Origin of the sequence: Methyloversatilis sp. NSM2 (assembly GCF_038066675.1) — a bacterium.
GTDB lineage: Bacteria > Pseudomonadota > Gammaproteobacteria > Burkholderiales > Rhodocyclaceae > Methyloversatilis > Methyloversatilis discipulorum_A.
On record NZ_JBBUKV010000001.1, the window covers coordinates 639,862 to 659,929 of the forward strand.

Annotated in this window: 18 protein-coding genes and 3 tRNA genes; 20 read left to right on the plus strand and 1 reads right to left on the minus strand. The window is 66.2% G+C overall.

The window, feature by feature from the left end:
- Position 1 precedes the first annotated feature (1 nt).
- The 20 genes from WJU27_RS02905 to WJU27_RS03000 all read left to right on the plus strand — a co-directional run bounded on the left by WJU27_RS02905 (position 2) and on the right by WJU27_RS03000 (position 16,307).
- Positions 2-508 (plus strand): sigma-E factor negative regulatory protein, encoded by a 507-nt coding sequence (locus tag WJU27_RS02905; RefSeq protein WP_020165064.1) that lies wholly within the window; start codon positions 2-4, stop codon positions 506-508.
- On the plus strand, positions 505-1,473 hold the full coding sequence (locus WJU27_RS02910) for a MucB/RseB C-terminal domain-containing protein (RefSeq protein WP_020165063.1): 969 nt from the start codon (positions 505-507) through the stop codon (positions 1,471-1,473). The genes WJU27_RS02905 and WJU27_RS02910 overlap by 4 nt, the downstream gene beginning before the upstream one ends.
- Positions 1,473-1,901, plus strand: coding sequence for a SoxR reducing system RseC family protein (locus WJU27_RS02915; protein ID WP_341421081.1), 429 nt, complete (start codon positions 1,473-1,475; stop codon positions 1,899-1,901). The genes WJU27_RS02910 and WJU27_RS02915 overlap by 1 nt, the downstream gene beginning before the upstream one ends.
- Complete coding sequence (locus tag WJU27_RS02920) at positions 1,898-3,340, plus strand: DegQ family serine endoprotease (protein ID WP_341421082.1); 1,443 nt, start codon at positions 1,898-1,900, stop codon at positions 3,338-3,340. Before WJU27_RS02915 ends, WJU27_RS02920 begins: the two co-directional genes overlap by 4 nt.
- Positions 3,337-3,594: a glutaredoxin family protein gene (locus WJU27_RS02925; RefSeq protein WP_020165060.1), complete on the plus strand. Its 258-nt coding sequence runs from the start codon at positions 3,337-3,339 to the stop codon at positions 3,592-3,594. The genes WJU27_RS02920 and WJU27_RS02925 overlap by 4 nt, the downstream gene beginning before the upstream one ends.
- Positions 3,595-3,696: 102 nt before the next feature.
- A complete protein-coding gene (lepA, locus tag WJU27_RS02930; protein ID WP_341421083.1) occupies positions 3,697-5,490 on the plus strand; it encodes a translation elongation factor 4 in 1,794 nt (597 codons plus the stop codon).
- A gap of 68 nt (positions 5,491-5,558) precedes the next feature.
- Positions 5,559-6,371 carry a signal peptidase I gene (gene lepB / locus WJU27_RS02935; protein WP_020165058.1) on the plus strand — a complete coding sequence of 271 codons (813 nt, stop codon included), beginning with the start codon at positions 5,559-5,561 and terminating at the stop codon, positions 6,369-6,371.
- Between the two features lie 44 nt (positions 6,372-6,415).
- Positions 6,416-6,781 carry a DUF4845 domain-containing protein gene (locus WJU27_RS02940; RefSeq protein WP_020165057.1) on the plus strand — a complete coding sequence of 122 codons (366 nt, stop codon included), beginning with the start codon at positions 6,416-6,418 and terminating at the stop codon, positions 6,779-6,781.
- A 4-nt stretch (positions 6,782-6,785) separates the two neighbouring features.
- Positions 6,786-7,463, plus strand: coding sequence for a ribonuclease III (gene rnc, locus WJU27_RS02945; RefSeq protein WP_019917819.1), 678 nt, complete (start codon positions 6,786-6,788; stop codon positions 7,461-7,463).
- On the plus strand, positions 7,460-8,350 hold the full coding sequence (gene era / locus WJU27_RS02950; RefSeq protein WP_020165055.1) for a GTPase Era: 891 nt from the start codon (positions 7,460-7,462) through the stop codon (positions 8,348-8,350). Before rnc ends, era begins: the two co-directional genes overlap by 4 nt.
- Positions 8,351-8,408: 58 nt before the next feature.
- The gene (gene recO / locus WJU27_RS02955; RefSeq protein ID WP_029143740.1) at positions 8,409-9,140 is read left to right on the plus strand and encodes a DNA repair protein RecO; all 732 of its coding nucleotides are present in this window, start codon (positions 8,409-8,411) and stop codon (positions 9,138-9,140) included.
- Between the two features lie 2 nt (positions 9,141-9,142).
- The gene (locus WJU27_RS02960; RefSeq protein WP_020165053.1) at positions 9,143-9,898 is read left to right on the plus strand and encodes a pyridoxine 5'-phosphate synthase; all 756 of its coding nucleotides are present in this window, start codon (positions 9,143-9,145) and stop codon (positions 9,896-9,898) included.
- A complete protein-coding gene (acpS, locus tag WJU27_RS02965) occupies positions 9,895-10,284 on the plus strand; it encodes a holo-ACP synthase (RefSeq protein WP_020165052.1) in 390 nt (129 codons plus the stop codon). Before WJU27_RS02960 ends, acpS begins: the two co-directional genes overlap by 4 nt.
- A complete protein-coding gene (gene nagZ / locus WJU27_RS02970; protein ID WP_232416043.1) occupies positions 10,281-11,315 on the plus strand; it encodes a beta-N-acetylhexosaminidase in 1,035 nt (344 codons plus the stop codon). Before acpS ends, nagZ begins: the two co-directional genes overlap by 4 nt.
- 8 nt (positions 11,316-11,323) lie before the next feature.
- Positions 11,324-13,111 carry an excinuclease ABC subunit UvrC gene (uvrC, locus tag WJU27_RS02975; RefSeq protein ID WP_341421619.1) on the plus strand — a complete coding sequence of 596 codons (1,788 nt, stop codon included), beginning with the start codon at positions 11,324-11,326 and terminating at the stop codon, positions 13,109-13,111.
- Positions 13,112-13,116: 5 nt separating this feature from the next.
- Positions 13,117-13,689 carry a CDP-diacylglycerol--glycerol-3-phosphate 3-phosphatidyltransferase gene (pgsA, locus tag WJU27_RS02980; protein ID WP_020165049.1) on the plus strand — a complete coding sequence of 191 codons (573 nt, stop codon included), beginning with the start codon at positions 13,117-13,119 and terminating at the stop codon, positions 13,687-13,689.
- 71 nt (positions 13,690-13,760) lie between these two features.
- Positions 13,761-13,836 (plus strand) — tRNA-Gly (locus WJU27_RS02985).
- Between the two features lie 66 nt (positions 13,837-13,902).
- Positions 13,903-13,976, plus strand: a tRNA-Cys gene (locus tag WJU27_RS02990).
- Positions 13,977-14,008: 32 nt separating this feature from the next.
- Positions 14,009-14,084: transfer RNA gene (locus WJU27_RS02995), tRNA-Gly, on the plus strand.
- A gap of 174 nt (positions 14,085-14,258) precedes the next feature.
- On the plus strand, positions 14,259-16,307 hold the full coding sequence (locus WJU27_RS03000; protein WP_341421084.1) for an extracellular solute-binding protein: 2,049 nt from the start codon (positions 14,259-14,261) through the stop codon (positions 16,305-16,307).
- Positions 16,308-16,315: 8 nt separating this feature from the next.
- Here WJU27_RS03000 and WJU27_RS03005 read toward each other — a convergent pair whose 3' ends face one another.
- Positions 16,316-20,050 carry a response regulator gene (locus WJU27_RS03005; protein WP_341421085.1) on the minus strand — a complete coding sequence of 1,245 codons (3,735 nt, stop codon included), beginning with the start codon at positions 20,048-20,050 and terminating at the stop codon, positions 16,316-16,318.
- Positions 20,051-20,068: the final 18 nt, after the last annotated feature.

Sequence of the window (20,068 nt, forward strand, 5' to 3'; positions counted from 1 at the left end):
CATGAAAGAGAATCTGAGCGCATTCATCGATGACGAGCTCGATGAGCGCACGTCGCAGCAGGTGCTGGATCGCCTGCACGCGGACGGCGATCTGCGCGATGAGTTTGCATTGCAGGTGATGATCGGTGATGTGCTGCGCGGCGACACTGGTTTCGATGCGCGCTTCACGGCTTCGGTCATGAGCAGGCTCGATGACGAGCCTACGGTGCTCGCGCCGGTCGCCTTCCGCGTGCAGCCCGAAGCGAAGCGGCTGTGGATGCCCGCGGCGGCGGCCGTTGCCGGTGTCGCGCTGGTGTCCTGGCTGGGCCTCGACTTCATGTCCGCTCCTGACGTGCAGCCGCAACTGGCGGTTGCTCCGGTGGTCGTGCCGGTGCAGCTTGCACAGACCGAATCCCCCCTTCGCGCCTATCTGGTCGCGCATCAGGGTTACTCGCCGACCGGCAGCATGCAGGGCGTCGCGCTCTACGCGCGCGGCGTTTCGGATCCGCAGACCGACGACCGTCGATGATCGTGCGGGCAGTCTGGCTGTTTGCGTCCTTGCTGTTTGCGCAGGGCGCGCTGGCCCAGGGGCAGCCTGAAGCGCTGTCCCTCCTCGGGCGAGCAGTGAGCGCCTCGCAGCGCACTTCCTACATCGGTACCTTCGTCTATCAGAGCGGTTCGAACGTCGAAACCTCGCGTGTCGCGCACTACGTCGACACCGACGGCAATTCGGTCGAACGGCTGGAAGTGCTCGACGGCAGCCCGCGCGAGGTCATCCGCGTCAATGACGAGGTGCGTTGCTACCTGCCGAAGGAAAAGATCATCATCGAAGACCGGCGTGGGGCGCGGAAGACCTTCCCGTCGCTGTTGCCGGAATCGGTCGGTGCGCTCAGCGATTACTACACGGTTCGCAAAGGCCCGCCCGGCCGCGTCGCGGGTTTCGATACCCAGTCCGTGCTGCTCGAACCGAAGGACGGTTACCGTTACGGTCACATGTTCTGGATCGAGGCACAGACCGGTCTGCTGCTGAAGGCACGCATGGTGAATGAGCGCAGCGAGCCGATAGAACAGTTCGCCTTCGCCCAGCTGCAGCTCGGTCCGGCGCTGACGCGTGAGGACGTGCAGTCCAGGCTGGCCGCCTCGTCGTCCGGCTGGAAGGTACATACGGCGAATTCGACCCAGGCCCAGAATGCCGATCTCGGCTGGACGTTGAACGGCGACGTGCCGGGCTTCCGTCAGATCGCCGGCATGAAGCGGTCGCTCGGTCCGGACCGCCCCGACATGGTCCATATGGTGTTTTCCGACGGCCTCGCTGCAATTTCGGTATTCATCGAGCCCTACCGCAAGGAGGACGGAAACGTCGTCGGGCCGATGAAACACGGCGCGGTGAACGTCTATAAGCGACGGCTTGCGGGCTACGTCATCACCGCGCTCGGCGAAGTGCCGCCGCACAGTCTGCAGCGCATGGCGGACGCGGTGGGACAGAAGCGTTGATGAACGTCCGTTCGGGCCAGGTCCGCCGCGTCGCCGATGGTTTCGCCTGGGTCGATGTCGAGCGCCAGAGCGGTTGTGGTCGATGTGCCGAAAGCGGTGGCTGCGGTCGGGCCTGTGAATCGGCCGCGGCGACCTACGTCATACCCGTCGACGTTGCCGTGTTGCCCGGCGAACGTGTCGATGTCGTCGTATCGCAGCGGGCGCCGCTGATCGCCGCGCTGCTGACCTACGGCGTCGCGCTGCTCGCGCTGTTCGTGGGCGTTGCACTGGCCATGCTGCTCGCCGGCGATTCTGACCTCTCCGTGGCCGCCGGGGCCGTGGTCGGTCTGATCGCGGCAGCGCTCTGGCTGCGCGGCAGTCGCTCGCGCAGCACGCTCATTCCTTCCGTACGCATTCTTTCCGGTCGCGACCTTTCGCCCAGATCATGAAATCCCTGTTTGCGGCTGCGGTGTTCAGCCTGAGTTGCCTGTTTGCCCTCGTTCCCCCGGCCAGCGCGCAGCGCGAACTGCCCGATTTTTCGCAGCTGGTCGAGCAGCAGGGGCGGGCAGTGGTCAACATCAGCACGACGCAGAAGGTCAGTACGCGGGCGATGCCGCAGCTTCCGCCGGGTCTGGACGAAGACGACCCGATGTTCGATTTCTTTCGCCGCTTCATTCCGCAGCAGCCGGGCGTACCGGGCACGCAGGATGCCCGATCGCTCGGTTCCGGTTTCATCATTTCGGCCGACGGCTACCTGATGACCAATGCTCACGTGGTCGATGAAGCCGACGAGATCACCGTACGCCTGTCGGACAAGCGCGAGTTCAGGGCCCGCGTGATCGGTGCCGACAAGCGCACCGACGTCGCCGTGCTCAAGATCGACGCCTCCGGCCTGCCGGTCGTCCGTTTCGGTGACGCCAGCAAGCTCAAGGTAGGCGAGTGGGTCGTTGCCATCGGTTCTCCCTTCGGTTTCGAAAGTTCGGTCACGGCAGGCATCGTGTCCGCCAAGGGCCGCTCGCTGCCGCAGGAAAACTTCGTTCCGTTCATCCAGACCGACGTGGCCATCAACCCCGGCAATTCGGGCGGGCCGCTGTTCAATCTGCGCGGCGAGGTGGTCGGCATCAATTCGCAGATCTACAGTCGCAACGGCGGTTTCATGGGCCTGTCCTTCGCCATCCCTATCGACGTCGCGATGGATGTGCAGTCGCAACTGCGCGCCACCGGCCGCGTGCAGCGCGGGCGCATCGGCGTGGTCATCCAGGAGGTGACGAAGGAACTGGCCGACTCCTTCGGCCTGCCGAACGCCGAAGGTGCGCTGGTCAGTTCGGTCGAGCCGCGTGGCCCGGCGGAGAAGGCGGGCATCGAACCGGGCGACGTGATCCTGCGTTTCGACGGCAAGCAGGTCGAGAAGTCGGGCGATCTGCCGCGGCTGGTGGGCGGGACGAAGCCGGGTACGGCGTCGGTGGCGCAGATCTGGCGCAATGGTGCGACGCGCGACATCCGCGTCACCGTGGCCGAACTGAGCGACGAACGTATCGACCCGCGCAAGGCACGCCGGGGCGCAGCACCCGAGGCAGCGCCTGCGCCCAATCGGCTCGGCCTGGTGCTGTCCGAGCTGACGCCGCAGCAGAAGCGCGAACTGAAGGTCGACGGCGGGCTGAAGGTCGAGGAGGTCGCTGGCAACCAGCGTTCCGACCTGCGCGCCGGAGACATCATCCTGGCGGTGATCGCCCGCGGCAAGCAGACGCCGGTCGGCACGCTGGAGCAGTTCAACAAGATCCTCTCCAGCATCGAACCCAAGGTCGGGCTGACGGTGCTGGTGCGCCGCGGCGACAGCCAGACCTTCCTGACGCTGCGCGCGCCGAACGGGCAGGGCGACGGCAAGTGAGCGGGACGCAGCGCGAGCTGACGCTGTACCTGCGGCGCTGGTGTCACCTCTGCGACGAGCTGATCGAGGCGCTCGAGCCGCTGATCGCCGGTCAGGGCGTAATCGTGCGCGAAATCGATATCGACGAGCACGAGGAATTCGAGGACGCCTACGGCGAGCACATTCCGGTGCTCTGTGCGGGCGATCGCGAACTGTGCCGGCACCGGCTGGACGAGGGGGCTGTACGGGCCTATCTGCTAGAATCGCGCGCTTGACTGCAGGCCCGGTCCGGCTGACCGCACAGGGGTGCCCGCCACGGCGCCCTTTTTTGTTTTCCGCCGCCCTTTTTTGATTCCGTTCCCGATTCCATTCGACTGATGCAGCACATCCGAAATTTTTCCATCATCGCCCACATCGATCACGGCAAGTCCACGCTGGCGGACCGGCTGATCCAGCGCTGCGGCGGCCTGTCCGACCGCGAGATGGAGGCGCAGGTGCTTGACTCGATGGATCTGGAGCGCGAGCGCGGCATCACCATCAAGGCGCAGACTGCTGCGCTGTCGTACAAGGCCAAGGATGGTCAGGTCTATAACCTGAACCTGATCGACACCCCGGGGCACGTCGACTTTTCCTACGAGGTAAGCCGCTCGCTGTCCGCCTGCGAAGGCGCGCTGCTGGTGGTCGACGCCTCTCAGGGGGTCGAGGCGCAGACGGTGGCGAACTGCTACACCGCGCTCGACCTCGGCGTCGAGGTGGTGCCGGTGCTGAACAAGATGGACCTGCCGCAGGCCGATCCGGACAACGCGAAGCAGGAAGTCGAGGACGTGATCGGCATCGACGCGACCGACGCCATTCCGTGTTCGGCCAAGACCGGCATGGGCATCGACGACATCCTCGAAGCGGTGATCGCGCGCATTCCGGCGCCCAAGGGCGACCCGGACGCGCCGCTGAAGGCGCTCATCATCGATTCCTGGTTCGACAATTATGTCGGCGTGGTCATGCTCGTGCGCGTGGTCGATGGCGCGCTGAAGCCCAAGGACAGGATGCTGCTGATGTCGACCGGTGCCCAGTACCAGTGCGACCAGGTCGGCGTGTTCACGCCGAAATCGGTGCAGAAGACCAGTCTGTCGGCGGGCGAGGTGGGCTTCATCATTTCCGGCATCAAGGAACTGCAGGCCGCCAAGGTCGGCGACACCATCACGCTGGCTGACCGCCGCGCTGACGCGCCGCTGCCCGGCTTCAAGGAGATCAAGCCGCAGGTGTTCGCCGGTCTGTATCCGGTCGAGGCCAGCGAGTACGACCAGCTGCGCGAGTCGCTGGAAAAGCTCAAGCTGAACGACGCCTCACTGCAGTACGAGCCGGAGGTGTCGCAGGCGCTGGGCTTCGGTTTCCGCTGCGGCTTCCTCGGCATGCTGCACATGGAAATCGTGCAGGAGCGGCTGGAGCGTGAATTCGACATGGACCTGATCACGACGGCGCCGACCGTGGTGTACGAGGTGCTGATGAACGACGGCAGCGTCGTCATGGTGGAAAACCCGTCCAAGCTGCCGGAAACGTCCAAGGTCGCCGAAATCCGCGAACCCATCATCAAGGCGGTCATCTTCATGCCGCAGGATTACCTGGGTGCGGTGATCACGCTGTGTGAGCAGAAGCGTGGCCAGCAGGTGAACATGCTCTACCACGGTCGCCAGGTGCAGCTGACCTATGACCTGCCGATGGCCGAAGTGGTGTTCGACTTCTTCGACAAGCTGAAGTCGGTGTCACGCGGCTACGCCTCGCTCGACTACGAGTTCAAGGAATACCGCGCCGCCGACGTGGTGAAGCTCGATCTGATGGTGGCCGGCGAGAAGGTCGATGCGCTGTCCGTCATCGTGCACCGCGCCAACGCGCAGTTCCGCGGCCGCGAGGTCGCGGCCAAGATGCGTGAGTTGATCCCGCGCCAGATGTTCGACGTGCCGGTGCAGGCGGCGATCGGTGCCCACATCATCGCGCGCGAAACGATCAAGGCGCTGCGCAAGAACGTGCTGGCCAAGTGCTACGGCGGCGACATCACGCGGAAGAAGAAGCTGCTTGAAAAGCAGAAGGCCGGCAAGAAGCGCATGAAGCAGGTGGGCAATGTGGAAATTCCGCAGGAAGCCTTCCTCGCCGTGCTGCGCGTTGACGACAAGTAAGGACCAACAGGCTCGGACGACAAACGAGGCATCCGCCCGGATGCCCGACAATACGACTGGATTCCATCTTGAATTTCGCACTGATTCTTTTTGTGCTGTGTGTGCTCACGGGCATTCTGTGGGTGATGGACAAGGCAGTGTTTGCCAAGCAGCGCCCGGCCGGCACCCCCGACCCGTGGTGGGTCGAATACGGTGCCAGCTTCTTCCCCGTCATCATCGTCGTATTCACGCTGCGCAGTTTCGTCGTCGAGCCCTTCCGCATTCCGTCCGGTTCGATGATTCCGACCCTGCTGGTGGGCGACTTCATCCTGGTGAACAAGTACACCTACGGCGTGCGGCTGCCGGTGCTCAACACCAAGATCGTCGACATGAATGACCCGCAGCGCGGCGATGTAATGGTGTTCCGCTACCCGGCCGATCCGTCGGTCGACTACATCAAGCGCGTGGTCGGCCTGCCGGGCGACAAGATCGCCTACCAGAACAAGCGACTCACCATCAACGGCGTCGAGGTGCCGGTGAAGGCGCAGGAGGACTACTTCCACAAGGAACGTGCCTACTATTCCAACCGTTACTCGGAAACGCTGGGCGAGGTCGAACATTCCATCCTGAACGACCGCGACGCACGCGCCGACGTACCGATGCCGCTCGATTTTCCGGGGCGCGAGAACTGTGTCTACAATCACGAAGGGGTGCGCTGCGAGGTGCCGGCCGGCCATTATTTCGTGCTGGGCGACAACCGCGACCAGAGTGCGGACAGCCGTGTGTGGGGCTTCGTGCCCGACGCCAACATCGTCGGCAAAGCCTTCTTCGTCTGGTTCCACGCGGATGCCATCGTGCCGCCGAAGGGCATCGATTTCGGCCGCATCGGCAGCTTCCGTTGATCGGGCAGCGTCAGACAATCAGAACAGGCAACAGGGAGACAGCGATGCAGCGCAAGCAGTCCGGTCTGAGCATGGTGGGATTCATTCTGGTGGCGGGTCTGGTCGCCATCGTCGTCATCCTCGGCATGAAGTCGGTGCCGGCGGTGATCGAGTACTACACCATCCTGAAGAACGTGAAAGCCATCGTGAAGAGCGGCGAGGTCAAGGGCGGTACCGTCGCCGACTACCGCAATGCCTACGCCAAGCGCGCCATCATGGACGAGATGTCCAGCGTCACGCCGGCCGATCTCGACATCGTCAAGGACACTCAGGGCGTCGAGATTTCGTTTGCCTACCAGCGCAAGGTGCCGCTGTTCGGGCCGGTGAGCCTGCTGTTCGACTTCGAAGGGTCGGCCTCGGGGTCGAACTGACGCGTTGAACCCGGATGCCCAGATCGAGCAGGCGCTCGGCCACGTTTTCGCGTCGCGCGCACTGCTCGCTCAGGCGCTGACGCACAGCAGCTTCTCTTCTACTCACAACGAGCGGCTCGAACTGCTGGGCGATGCGGTGCTCGACTGCGTCGCCACCGATCTGCTGTTCCGCCGCTTTCCGGATGTGCCCGAAGGTCTGCTGTCGAGGCTGCGCGCGTCGCTGGTGAAGGAAGACACGCTCGCCGAAATCGCTGCCGCCATCGCTGTCGGCGACGCGCTGCGGCTCAGTGCCGGTGAGTTGAAGACCGGCGGTCGCAGCCGTCCGGCGCTGCTGGCCAATGCGCTCGAGGCGCTGATCGGCGCGGTCTTCCTCGAAGGTGGCTACGAGGCGGCGCGCAAGGTGGTCGCGCGCCTGCTTGATGCGCGCCTGAACGCACTGAATCCCGAGCGCGACGCCCGCGACCCGAAGACGGCGCTGCAGGAGTGGCTGCACGCCCGCGCGAAGAAGCCGCCGCGCTACGAAATCGCCTCCACCTCCGGGCCGGCGCACGCGCCGGTCTTCTGCGCCGCCTGCATCGTCGAAGCCTACGGTCTGCGTACCGAAGGCGAAGGACGCAGCCGCCGCCACGCCGAGCAGGCCGCCGCCACGCGCGCACTCGAACAACTTCAGGGGCAGTCATGACCGACATCACTCATTGCGGCTTCATCGCCATCGTCGGTCGACCCAACGTCGGCAAGTCGACGCTGATGAACCGGCTGATCGGCCAGAAGGTGAGCATTACCTCGGCCAAGGCGCAGACCACGCGTCACCGCATACATGGCGTGCTGACGCGTGACGCGCACCAGTTCGTGTTCGTCGACACGCCTGGTTTCCAGACCAAGCACCGCAACGCGCTCAACCGCGTGATGAATCGCGCAGTCACGCAGGCGCTGGCCGACGTGGACGTGATCCTGTTCGTGATCGAGGCCGGTCGGCTGACCGAGGCGGACGAAGAAGTGATCGCGCTGCTGCCGAAGGACCGCCCGGTGCTGCTGCTGCTGAACAAGACCGACAAGACCGGTGACCGCGCCAAGCTGCTGCCCTTCGTCGAGCGCATCGCGAAGCTGCACGACTTCCACGCCATCATGCCGGTCAGCGCGCAGCGCGGCGACGGGCTGGACGCACTGCTGAAGGTCGCCGGCGAACTGCTGCCGGAAGGTCAGGCGATGTTCGACGCCGACGACTTTACCGACCGCAGCGAGCGCTTCCTTGCCGCCGAGTACATCCGCGAAAAGCTGTTCCGGCAACTGGGTGACGAACTGCCTTACGGCCTGGCGGTCGAGATCGAGCGCTTCGAGGCGGAAGGCAATCTGCGCCGCATCGCCGCCTGCGTCATCGTCAGCCGCGAGGCACACAAGGGCATCGTGATTGGCCAGGGCGGCGAGGTGCTGAAATCGGTGGGCTCGGCCGCGCGCAGCGATATGGAAAAGGTGTTCGGTTCCAAGGTTTTCCTCGAACTGCACGTGAAGGTGCGCAGCGGCTGGGCCGACGACGAGCGCGCGCTGAAGAGCCTGGGCTTCGAGCCATGACATCGTTGGCGATGCACGCCATCCGTGCTGACGCGCCCGGCGTCGGGAAGGCCGTGCCGTGACTTCCGGCAAGCAGCGGGTGGACGGCCAGCCGGCCTTCCTGCTGCAGTCGCATCCTTATCGCGAAACGAGCCTGGTGGTTGACGTGTTCAGCCGCGACTTCGGCCGCATCGGTCTGGTCGCGCGCGGCGCCAAGCGGCCGCGTTCGCAGCTGCGAGGCGTGCTGGTCGAATTCCAGCCGCTGGATCTGGGCTGGTTCGGTGCCGGCGAACTGCGCACGCTGGCGCGTGCCGAATGGCAGCGTGCCTGGCCCATGCTGTCCGGCCCGCGTCTGCTGCTGGGCTACTATCTGAACGAATTGCTGCAGCGCCTGCTGGCGCGCGACGACGCACATCCGGCGCTGTTCGACCTCTATGCCGAAGCCGTGCAGAAGCTCGCGCTGGCGCCGGCCGAAACGGTTCGCCACGAAGCCTTGCTGCGCGGATTCGAAAAGGCACTGCTGCGCGAACTGGGCTACGGGCTGACGCTGGACCACGATGCCAACGGCGACGCGATCGATCCGGCGGCGCACTACATGTACAAGCCCGAGCTCGGGCTGCTCGAAGGCGAGGGCGGTGCGGACGACGTCAGCCTGAGCGGCGCTCAGGCGCTGGCCATCCACGCCGACGATTACGCCGACGCGCAGGTCGCGCGGCTGGCAAAGACACTGATGCGCGTGCTGATCGCGCATTATCTGCAGGGACAGGAGCTGCGCACGCGGCGCGTTTTCATCGAACTACAGGATCTCTGAACATGATCGAACTGGGTGTCAATATCGACCACGTGGCCACCATCCGGCAGGCCCGCCGCACCTACGAACCGGATCCGGTATGGGCTGCGGTCGAGGCGCACCTGGGCGGTGCCGACGGCATCACCGTGCATCTGCGCGAGGACCGTCGTCACATCCAGGACGACGACGTGCGCCGGCTGCGCGATCTGGTGCACATCAAGCTCAATCTGGAAATGGCGGCCACCGAGGAAATGGTCGGCATCGCCTGCGCGCTGAAGCCGGAAATGGCCATGCTGGTGCCGGAAGGCCGGCACGAGGTGACGACCGAGGGCGGGCTGGACATCGTGTCGCAGGAAGAGCGACTGAAGGGCGTGATCGGCCGCCTGCGCGACGCCGGCATCGTCACCAGCGTGTTCATCGACGCCGAGCCGGCGCAGATCGAGGCGGCGGCCCGCATCGGCGCCCAGGTGTGCGAGGTGCACACCGGTCCTTACGCGCACGCCTTCCACGGGCTGGGCCGCGACCGCGAATCGCAGGCGGTGGTGGTCGAGCTGGACAAGGTGCGTGCCGGCGGCAAGATGATCCGCGACCTCGGCATGCGCTTCAACGCGGGCCACGCACTGAACTACGCCAACGTTCAGCCGGTGGCCGAACTGCCGGGCGTGCGCGAACTGCACATCGGCCACGCCATCGTCAGCCGCTCGGTGTTCGTCGGCCTGCGTGAGGCGGTGCGCGAAATGAAGGCGCTGATGCGCGAGGCGGCCGGGAGGGCTGCGTGATCTTCGGCATCGGCACCGACCTCTGCGGCATCGCGCGTTTCGAGCGCATGCTGGCCGAGGATGGTGACGCCATTGCGCGGCGCATCCTCGCCGCCGCCGAAGTGTCCGACTACGAATCGGCGAAGCAGCCGGCGCATTTCCTGGCCAAGCGCTTCGCCGCCAAGGAGGCGCTGGGCAAGGCGCTGGGCACCGGCATCCGCACGCCGGTGCTGCTGCGCTCGATTGCCGTGACGCACGACGATCTGGGCAAACCGGCTTTCGCCTACGACGACACGCTGACGGCGTGGATGAGCGCACGCGGCCTGCATGCCCATCTTTCGCTGTCCGACGAAACCGAACACGCGCTCGCCTTCGTGGTGGTCGAGCGCACGGAGAACATCGCATGAGAACGACCCCACCCGGACCGGTCATGATGGACGTGGCCGGCTTCGAACTGGATGCCGAAGACCGCGAACTGCTGGCTCACCCGTCGGTCGGCGGGCTTATCCTGTTCGCCCGCAACTTCCATGATGCGCAACAGCTGGCCGCGCTGACCGAAGCCATCCACGCGGTGCGCAGACCGCCGCTGCTGATCGCGGTCGACCACGAAGGCGGCCGGGTGCAGCGCTTCAAGTCCGATGGCTTCACCCATCTGCCGACAATGCGTTCGCTCGGCGCGCGCTACGAGGCGGATGCGCAGGGCGCGCTGGCCGACGCGCGCGCCGCCGGTTATGTGCTGGCGGCCGAATTGCGCGCGCTGGGCGTCGATCTGTCCTTCACGCCGGTGCTCGATCTCGACTTCGGACGCAGCGGCGTGATCGGCGATCGCGCCTTCCATCGTGACCCGGCCATCGTCGCGCCGCTGGCCGGTGCGCTGGCCGAAGGCCTGCGCGCGGCCGGCATGAAGTCGGTTGGCAAGCACTTTCCTGGCCACGGTTTCGTCGAGGCGGATTCGCACGTCGCGATTCCGGTGGACGAGCGCGATTTCGACACCATCTGGGCCGACGACATCCGCCCCTACATCGACCTCGGCAAGCAGATCGACGCGGTGATGCCGGCGCACGTGATCTATCCGGCGGTCGACCGCATGCCGGCCGGTTTTTCGCGTGCCTGGGTGCAGGGCATCCTGCGCGACAAGCTCGCCTTCGATGGCGTCGTGTTCAGCGACGACCTGTCGATGGAGGGGGCGTCGGTGGCCGGCGACGTGGTCGCGCGCGCCGAGGCGGCGTGGGACGCCGGTTGCGACATGGTGCTGGTATGCAATGCGCGCGACCAGGCAGTGAAGCTGATCGACGGCTGGCGGCCGGCATTCGACAGCGTGCGCAGCGCACGCATCGAATCGCTGATGCCGAAGCAGCCCTACGGCGACCGCACGGTGCTGGCGCAGGACGCGCGCTACCGCGATGCACTCGGCACGGTGCAACGCCTGATCGCCTGAAGGGGACGCTGCGAGACATGGGTTTCGACGCGAAGGCCTGGCTGCCGACGGTGCCGGAAGACCCCGGTGTCTATCGCATGATAGGCGCTGACGAGGACGTGCTCTACGTCGGCAAGGCGAAGAATCTGCGCCGGCGCGTGTCGTCCTACTTCCAGCGCACGCCGTCGAGTCCGCGCATCGGCCTCATGGTGGCGCAGGTCGCGCGGGTGGACATCACCGTCGTCAGGTCGGAAGCCGAGGCCCTCATCCTCGAGAACAACCTGATCAAGAGCCTGCGGCCGAAGTACAACATCCTGTTCCGGGACGACAAGTCCTATCCTTACATCCGGATCAGCAACGACCGCTTTCCACGCATCGGTTTCTTCCGTGGCACGGTCGGGCGCGACGCGCGCTATTTCGGGCCGCTGCCCAATGTGTGGGCGGTGCGCGACACGATACAGCTGGTGCAGCGCGCCTTCCTGCTGCGCACCTGCGAGAACAGCGTGTTCGCCAACCGTTCGCGGCCCTGTCTGCTGCATCAGATCCACCGCTGTTCCGCGCCCTGCGTCGACCTCGTGTCGAAGGAGGACTACGACGAGGACGTGCGGCTGACCGCGCTCTTCCTGAACGGCCGTCACTCCGAGGTGATCGACAAGCTGTCGGCGCAGATGAATGCCGCCGCCGAAGCGCTCGCCTTCGAGAAGGCGGCGCAGATACGCGACCAGATACGCGCGCTGTCCAAGGTGCTGCACAAGCAGTTCGCCGACAGTGCGCGCGACGAGGACCTCGACATCGTCGTCGCCATCGAGCGCGACGGGGCCGCCTGCGTCAATCACGCGATGGTGCGCGGCGGGCGCCATCTCGGCGATCACGCCCACTTCCCGGCGGCCGGGCAGGGCAGTGCGGCCGACATGCTGGTGGCCTTCCTGAGCCAGCACTACGCGAGCGGTAACGCGCCCAGGCGCATCGTCGTCAATGTGCTGCCGGAGGACGAGGTCGAGGCACCGCTGCCGGGCTCGACGCTGGCGCTCGCGCGCAACGAGCGCGAACGCGCGTGGGCCGACATGGCGCTGAAGAACGCCGAGATCGCGCTGCGCGCGAAGATCGACGCCGGCGCGCGCGCCTCGCATCGTGTCGCAGCGCTGGTCGAGGCGCTCGAACTCGATATCGCGCCCGAGCGTATCGAATGCTTCGACATCAGTCACACGATGGGTGAGGCGACGGTCGCCTCCTGCGTCGTGTGGGCCAACGGCGCGATGCGCAACGGCGAGTACCGGCGCTACAACATCGACGGCATCACGCCAGGTGACGACTACGCGGCGATGCGCCAGGTGCTGACTCGACGCTACGAGAAGGTGGCGAGCGGCGAGGGCGCGCGGCCCGATCTGGTGCTGATAGACGGTGGCAAGGGCCAGCTCGGCATCGCTGTCGAAGTGATGGCCGAACTCGGGCTCGATCTGCCGCTGGTCGGTGTGGCCAAGGGCGAAGAGCGCAAGATGGGCGCCGAGGAGCTGATACGCCCGGGTGTCTCCGCAGGTCTTGTACTCGGCCCCGATCATCCGGCGCTGCACCTGATCGCCGAAATCCGTGACGAGGCTCACCGCTTCGCCATTGCCGGTCACCGCGCCAAACGCGCGAAGAAGCGGCTGACATCGACGCTGGAAGACATTCCGGGCATCGGACCGGCGCGCCGCAAGCGCCTGCTTACGACCTTCGGCGGGCTGGCCGGCGTGCGCAATGCCACGGTCGAAGATCTGTGCCGAGTCGAAGGCATCAGCCGCAAGCTCGCCGAACAGATACAGCGGCAGTTAAACTAGGGCTCATGTTTACGCTGCCAACCGCGCTCACCTGGGCGCGCATCCTGCTCATCCCGCTTTTCGTCGGTGTGTTCTTCCTGCCTGACCAGACGCTGATCATGCCGGACAAGAACCTGATCGCCACCGTCGTGTTCGTCGTCGCCGCCATTACCGACTGGCTGGACGGCTACCTCGCGCGCACGCTGAACCAGACCTCCGCCTTCGGCGCTTTCCTCGACCCGGTGGCCGACAAGCTCATGGTGGCGGCTGCGCTGATCATGCTGGTCGAGCTGTCGCGGACCAGTACAGTCATCGCGCTCATCATCATCGGTCGCGAAATCACGATTTCGGCGCTGCGCGAGTGGATGGCCAAGGTGGGTGCATCGCGCAGCGTTGCCGTGTCGATGATAGGCAAGGTGAAGACGACGGCGCAGATGATTGCGATCCCCATGCTTTTGTACTACGAACCGCTGTTCGGCATCGACGTCGGCTTCATCGGCAGCAAGCTGATCTGGATCGCCGCGGTGCTGACCGTGTGGTCCATGGTGTACTACATGCGAAAGGCATGGCCCGAGCTGCGTGCGCGCAAGGCGATCTGAGCGCGCCACAAAAATCTTCGGCGCGAAGTGTTGACAGCTTTTTCGGCAGGCCTATAATGCGCGCCTGTCTTGCGGGAATAGCTCAGTTGGTAGAGCGCAACCTTGCCAAGGTTGAGGTCGCGAGTTCGAGCCTCGTTTCCCGCTCCAAGATTTGAAAAAGGGGAAGTTCTTCTTCCCCTTTTTATTTGCAGCCCCTGACCGGGCTGCACCACCGGCGAGGTGGCAGAGTGGTCATGCAGCGGCCTGCAAAGCCGTGGACGCCGGTTCGATTCCGACCCTCGCCTCCAGGACAATTCGGTCGGCGCGCAAGTGCCGATACGCGGGAATAGCTCAGTTGGTAGAGCGCAACCTTGCCAAGGTTGAGGTCGCGAGTTCGAGCCTCGTTTCCCGCTCCAACACCCAGAACGGGGACGCCTTTCGAGGCGTCCCCGTTCTGCTTTCTGCGCCCTCAATCCCCATCCTGTCCGTCGATCGCGGCGATCGTGCGCCGGCGTGTCGTAATGGCGATGCGCCCCGGCCGACAGCGCGATATGCTGAGCCGCTATGCATAGGCCTGAGGTGCAGCATCCGTGCGTCCGCTCCAGTTCCGCTCACTCCTGCGCCTGCTGTGCGGGGTCGCGCTGTCGCTCGGTGCGTCCGTGGCCACGGCTGCGGGCACGGTTCGCCTGGTCGCTGCCGAACTGTCGCCGTACATCGGCCCGACGCATGCGCGCGAGGGCTATGTGGCGGAACTGGTGCGTACCGCTTTCGAGCGCGTCGGCTACACGGTGGACATCCGCTTCTATCCGCCGGCACGCGCCCGCAGCGTCGCGGCGTCGGGGGAGGTCGACGGATTGTTGCCAGCGCCTGACTCCGGTTCGCTGGCGGGCGAGTTCGTGCTCTCTGCGCCATTTCCCGGCGCCAACGGCGGTCTGCTGAAGAAGCGCTCGCTTGCAGTTCCCTATCCGGCCGACGCGGCGACGCGACCGCTTGACACGCTGCGCCAGCTGTCGCACCTGCGCTTTGGTGCCGTGCGCGGCGCATCGGTGTCGGCCGCGTTCGACGGCGCGGATTTCCTCAAGCGCGAGTACGTCGATCGCGATCTGCAGAACCTGGACAAGCTGGCACTGGGCCGCATCGATTTGATGGTGGTCGACAAATTCCGCGCCAGCGATCTGATGATCCTGCACCGGCCGCACCTGATCGGCCAGCTAGAATTTCTGCGACCACCCCTGTTCCGCAGCGATTTTCACGTCGCCTTCTCGCGGCGCGCGCCGCGGCACGAGCGGCTGCGTGCGGACTTCAACCGCGGGCTGTCGGCGCTGGTGCGTGAAGGGCGCGTCGAGGACATCCTGACGCGGCACGGGCTGAGTGTGCGCAAGCCACAGGCCTCGGGGCGCGACGTGATCACGGTGGGCACGGTCAACAATCCGGACATGCTGCTGCTGAAGTCGCTGTCCGCCGAGTTCATGCGCCAGAACCCGGGCGTGCGGACCGAATGGCGGGTGCTGGACGAGAACTCGCTGCGCACGCGTCTGATGACCGATCTGGCGATTGCCGACGGCCAGTTCGACGTGATGACCATCGGCTCCTACGAGGCGCCGCTGTGGGCCGCGCGCGGCTGGCTTACGCCGTTCCGCGATCTGCCGGCCGGCTATCGCGCCGACGACCTGCTGGCGCCGGTCCGTGACAGCCTGTCCTATCGCGGCGAGCTGTATGCCTTGCCCTTCTATGCCGAGAGCTCGATGACCTTCTACCGGCGCGATCTGTTCCGCGCCGCTGACCTCGTCATGCCGGCGCAGCCGACCTACACCGACATCCGGCAGCTGGCGGCGCGGCTGCACGATCCGGCCAAGGGCATCTACGGCATATGCTTGCGCGGGCGCCCCGGCTGGGGCGAGAACGTGCCGGTGCTCACGACCATGGTGAATACCTTCGGCGGCCGCTGGTTCGACCCGCAGTGGCGACCGGAAATCGACAGCGCGCCGTGGCGCGAGGCGGCGTCGCTCTACCTCGACCTGATGCGACGCTACGGCCCGCCCGACGCGCATCTCAACGGCTTTCCGGAAACGCTCGACCTGTTTGCCCGCGGCCGCTGCGCGATGTGGATCGATGCCACGGTGGCGGCCGGCATGCTGTTCGATCCGCGGACCTCTTCGGTTGCCGCCAGCCTGGGCTTTGCGCCGGCGCCGGTCGAGCGCGTACGGGACGGCGCGAACTGGCTGTGGGTGTGGTCGCTGGCGGTGCCCGATTCGTCGCCGAACAAGGCGCTGGCGCGCCGCTTCGTCGAGTGGGCGACATCGGCCGATTACGTCCGTCTGGTGGCGGCGCGTCGGGGCTGGGTCGCGGTACCGCCGGGCACCCGGCAGTCGACCTACGATGCACCCGGCTATCGCGACGCCGCGCCCTTCTCGCGCTTCGTGAACGAAGCCATCGCCGGTTCGCACACGCGACTGCCGGGGCGCCATTACAGCGGCGTGCAGTGGGTCGGCATCGCGGAGTTTCCCGCCATCGGCCATGCAGTCGGCTCCGAGCTGGCGCGTGCCCTGCAGGGCGAGCAGGACGTGGATACCGCGCTGCGCAGAGCGCAGGCCGAGGTGACGCGGCTGATGCGTGATTCGGGCTATCTGAAGCCCTAAGTGCGGCCCTAGATCTGGCCCTCTACCCCGCTCGCGTCCGCTGCGCCAGCGGCGATCGTGGCACGCAGCTGCGCCAGCTGCAGCAGGGCGGCGTCGAAGTCGTAGCGCTCCATCGCGCGCGACATCTGCCGCAGGACGGGCAGGATGTCGGCAGGCTGAGCACGCGCCAGCAGGCGGGCGATCGCCTCCTGCGCGTCACTGTCGTTGCTGCTCAGCAGGGCGTGCAGCGTGTCCAGCTCGGTGGCTGACGGTGGCGCGAGCGAGCCGGCGTCCGCCTGCACCCTCATCGCCTCGACGGTGGCGGCGAAGATAGGTGTGCTGTCCGTCATCGCAGCGTCGATCGCTGCCGGATCGCCGGAGCGGCAGGCCATTTCAACGGCGTCCAGCGCCGTGCTCAGGGCGCGCGCCCCGAGCGTCGCCGCGCTGCCCTTGTGCCGGTGAGCCAGCTGCCCGACGGTGTCGAAGTCGCGATCGGTCCACGCCTGCTTCAGCTGCGTCTGCGCGTCGTCTGCGCTGTCGAGGAACATGCCGAGCACGCGTCGATAGGTCGCGCTGGCGCCATTCATGCTGCGCAGTGCGGCGGCGGTGTCGAGCAGCGGCGTGGCGTCGGCGATTGGTGCGGAGCTGTCCGCTGCCGGCTCTTCCGGCGGCGGCACGCTGCCCAGCCAGCGCGTCAGCGTGCGCAGCAATTCGTCGACATCGACCGGCTTGGTCACGTGGTCGTCCATGCCGGCGGCGCGCGTATGTTCCCGTTCCCACGGCATGGCACCGGCGGTCATCGCAATCACCGGCAGTTTGTTCAGTCGCTCGCGACGGCGGATCTCGCGGGTTGCTTCGAGGCCGTCCATCACCGGCATCTGCACGTCCATCAGCACGCAGTCGAATTCCTCCGCGTCGAGCCGTCGCAACGCCTCGGCGCCGTTCTCGGCGACGGTGACGCGGACCCCGGCACCGGTCAGGATTTCGACGCCAAGTTCCTGGTTGATCGGATTGTCCTCGACCAGCAGCACGCGGCGTCCGCGCAGTGCGTCGCTGCGGAAGCTGCCGGGCGCGTCGCCGCTGCTGCCTTCGGCGGCGACCTGATGACCGAGCGCCGAGACGATGGCGTCGTAGAGCGACGAGGTGCTGGCCGGCTTGGTGAGTACGCCGGCGATGGCCAGACCGGCGCCGGCATGCTGCAGGTCGTCCGCGCCATAGGCGCTCACCATGACGACTGCCGGCGGATGCGCGAGATCGTCGCAGGACTGCACGCGACGGATCAGTTCGATGCCGTCCATGCCCGGCATCTTCCAGTCGCACACCAGCAGCGCGAACGGTGGCCGGCTGCGCAGCAGTTCGATCGCCTGCGGGCCGGACTGCGCGCGCTCGGTACTCAGGCCGAGGTGTTCGAGGTCGCGGCAGAGTATCTGCAGCGCTTCCGGGTTGTCGTCGACCACCAGCACGCGACGCTTGTGCAGCGCCGACGGCAGCGTCCGCAGGGCGCTGTCCGGCAGCTCGCCGGTCTCGAAGCGTGCGGTGAAAGTGAAGGTACTGCCCTGGCCTTCCACACTGTGCGCGCTCAGCGTGCCGCCCATCAGCTCTGCCAGACGCCGGCTGATCGCGAGGCCGAGACCGGTGCCGCCGAAGCGCCGAGAAATGGACGTGTCGCCCTGCATGAAGGGGCGGAACAGGCCGCCCAGCTGATCGGCACTCATGCCGATGCCGGTATCGCGCACGCCGAAAGCCAGCGTCGCATGCTGGCTGTCGCGCGCAATGACGCGGCAGGACACCAGCACCTCGCCGCGCTCGGTGAACTTGATCGCGTTGCCGGCCAGATTGGTCAGGATCTGGCCCATGCGCAGCGGGTCGCCGACCAGCACCGGTGGCACGTCGGGCGCGACGTCGAACAGCAGGTCCAGGCCCTTTTCCTCGGCGCGCAGCGACACGACGGACAGCAGCGATTCAAATACGCGGTCCAGCCGGAAAGGCACCGATTCGATGGTGATCTGGCCCGCCTCGACCTTCGAGAAATCGAGGATGTCGTTCAGGATGCCCAGCAGTGCCACCGCCGACGCGTTCGCCTTCGATACGAAATTGCGTTGTCTGGCGGTCAGTTCGGTCTGCAGCGCCAGCCGCGTCATGCCGATGACGGCGTTCATCGGCGTGCGGATTTCGTGGCTCATGTTGGCCAGGAATTCGCTGCGCGCCTGCGCCGCACTCTCGGCGGCGAGGCGCGCGGCGATCAGGGCCTGTTCCGCTTCACGCCGCGGTGTGATGTCGATCGAGAAGGCGATGTAGTGCGCAGCACCGCCGTCGGCCAGCGGATCGAAATAGATGCCGATCTCGACCGGCACGACGCGGCCGTCGCCCCGCCGGGCATCGGCCTCTATCCGTGCCTGGCCCTGCGCGCGCAGCGCCGGTTCGAGCGCGCTCAGGCGTGTGCCTGTGAAGTCGTCGATCACGCTGTGTGCCGGCATGCCGAGCAGACGTTCGCGCGGATAGCCATAGAGCGTGCAGGCGTGATCGTTCACGTAGCTGAAACAGCCGCTGGCGGCGTCGATCCACTGGATCGCGACACCCGCGTGATCGAGCGCGAACTGGGTTTCCTCCAGCCGGCGATTGGCCGCTTCGAGCTCAGCCGTGCGGCTGGACACCAGTTCTTCGAGGTGGTCGCGGTGGCGCGCCAGCTCCTCTTCAGCGCGGGTGCGGTCGGTGATGTCGTTGAGCACCGTGATGTTGGGGTCATCGGCCAGCATGCCGCCGATCTCGACGATCTTGCGGCTGCCGTCCTTGCAGGTCACCACATAGGGGCGGGCGCGCACCAGTCCGGACGTGCCCTGCGCGCTCGCCAGCTCCTGCCCCCAGGTCTGCAGGACCTCGGCGCGATAGGCCGGGTCGGGGTAGGCCAGTCCGAACCAGGTGTGCGCGTCCGGAATGTCTTCGAGCGTGTAGCCGAAGGTGTCCACGAAGCAGTCGTTCACGTACAGGATGCGACCGTCGCGATCGAACAGGCTGATCGGCAGAGGCAGCAGGCGGATCACCCGCCGGAAGCGTTCGTTCGAACGTTCGAGTTCGGCGTTGCGCGCTTCAAGTTGCGTCACCATGGCGTCGACCGACTGCGTCAGCCGCTGCAGTTCGCCGAGGAAGCTCAGATCGCCCAGCGCGGTGGTGGACCGCCCGTGCCGCGCCACCTCGTCGGCATGGCGCTCGACCAGACGCAGTGGCTGCAGCACCATGCGTTGCAGCGCGATATAGAGCGCCAGCGTCAGCACCACATCGAGCAGCACGGTGAACAGCACCATGGTGGCCAGTGCGCTGCGCAGGTCCTGGTCGACGAAACGCGGACTGCCGATGACGCGTACCTGGCCGATGCGCTGCTCGCCGAAGCTCACCGGCTGCTCGGTGACGAAGAGGCCCGTGCTGTCGATGTCGCCATCGACCGACTGCAGTTCCCAGTCCTCGTTGCGCTGCAGTGCGAAACGTGCGGTGTCCAGCTGCACGACGACGCCATAGATCGAGCGGTCGCGCATGCGGCTTTCCATCAGCTTGCGCACCTGCTCGTACTCGAGATTCCACGCCGCCGGCGCCAGACCGACCGCGAGCTGGTCGGCGGCCAGTTCGATCGAGCGCTCGAATTCGCCATGTTCGGCGATGCTGTACGCGCGATAGGCCAGCGCGCCGACCGCTGCCAGCAGCACCGACACGGTGGTGACGATGAGTACGATCAGCAGCCCTGCAATCGATGTCGGCCGGCGAAGCGTCATCGTTCACATGCACCTGTG

Bases quoted from the DNA above. Each gene is read 5' to 3' on its own strand.
- WJU27_RS02940 (WP_020165057.1), top strand. From the start codon at position 6,416: ATGCAGCGCAAGCAGTCCGGTCTGAGCATGGTGGGATTCATTCTGGTG.
- WJU27_RS02960 (WP_020165053.1), top strand. From the start codon at position 9,143: ATGATCGAACTGGGTGTCAATATCGACCACGTGGCCACCATCCGGCAG.
- era (WP_020165055.1), top strand. From the start codon at position 7,460: ATGACCGACATCACTCATTGCGGCTTCATCGCCATCGTCGGTCGACCC.
- WJU27_RS02910 (WP_020165063.1), top strand. From the start codon at position 505: ATGATCGTGCGGGCAGTCTGGCTGTTTGCGTCCTTGCTGTTTGCGCAG.
- WJU27_RS02915 (WP_341421081.1), top strand. From the start codon at position 1,473: ATGAACGTCCGTTCGGGCCAGGTCCGCCGCGTCGCCGATGGTTTCGCC.
- nagZ (WP_232416043.1), top strand. From the start codon at position 10,281: ATGAGAACGACCCCACCCGGACCGGTCATGATGGACGTGGCCGGCTTC.
- lepA (WP_341421083.1), top strand. From the start codon at position 3,697: ATGCAGCACATCCGAAATTTTTCCATCATCGCCCACATCGATCACGGC.
- WJU27_RS03005 (WP_341421085.1), bottom strand. From the start codon at position 20,050: ATGACGCTTCGCCGGCCGACATCGATTGCAGGGCTGCTGATCGTACTC.
- WJU27_RS02905 (WP_020165064.1), top strand. From the start codon at position 2: ATGAAAGAGAATCTGAGCGCATTCATCGATGACGAGCTCGATGAGCGC.
- pgsA (WP_020165049.1), top strand. From the start codon at position 13,117: ATGTTTACGCTGCCAACCGCGCTCACCTGGGCGCGCATCCTGCTCATC.
- WJU27_RS02920 (WP_341421082.1), top strand. From the start codon at position 1,898: ATGAAATCCCTGTTTGCGGCTGCGGTGTTCAGCCTGAGTTGCCTGTTT.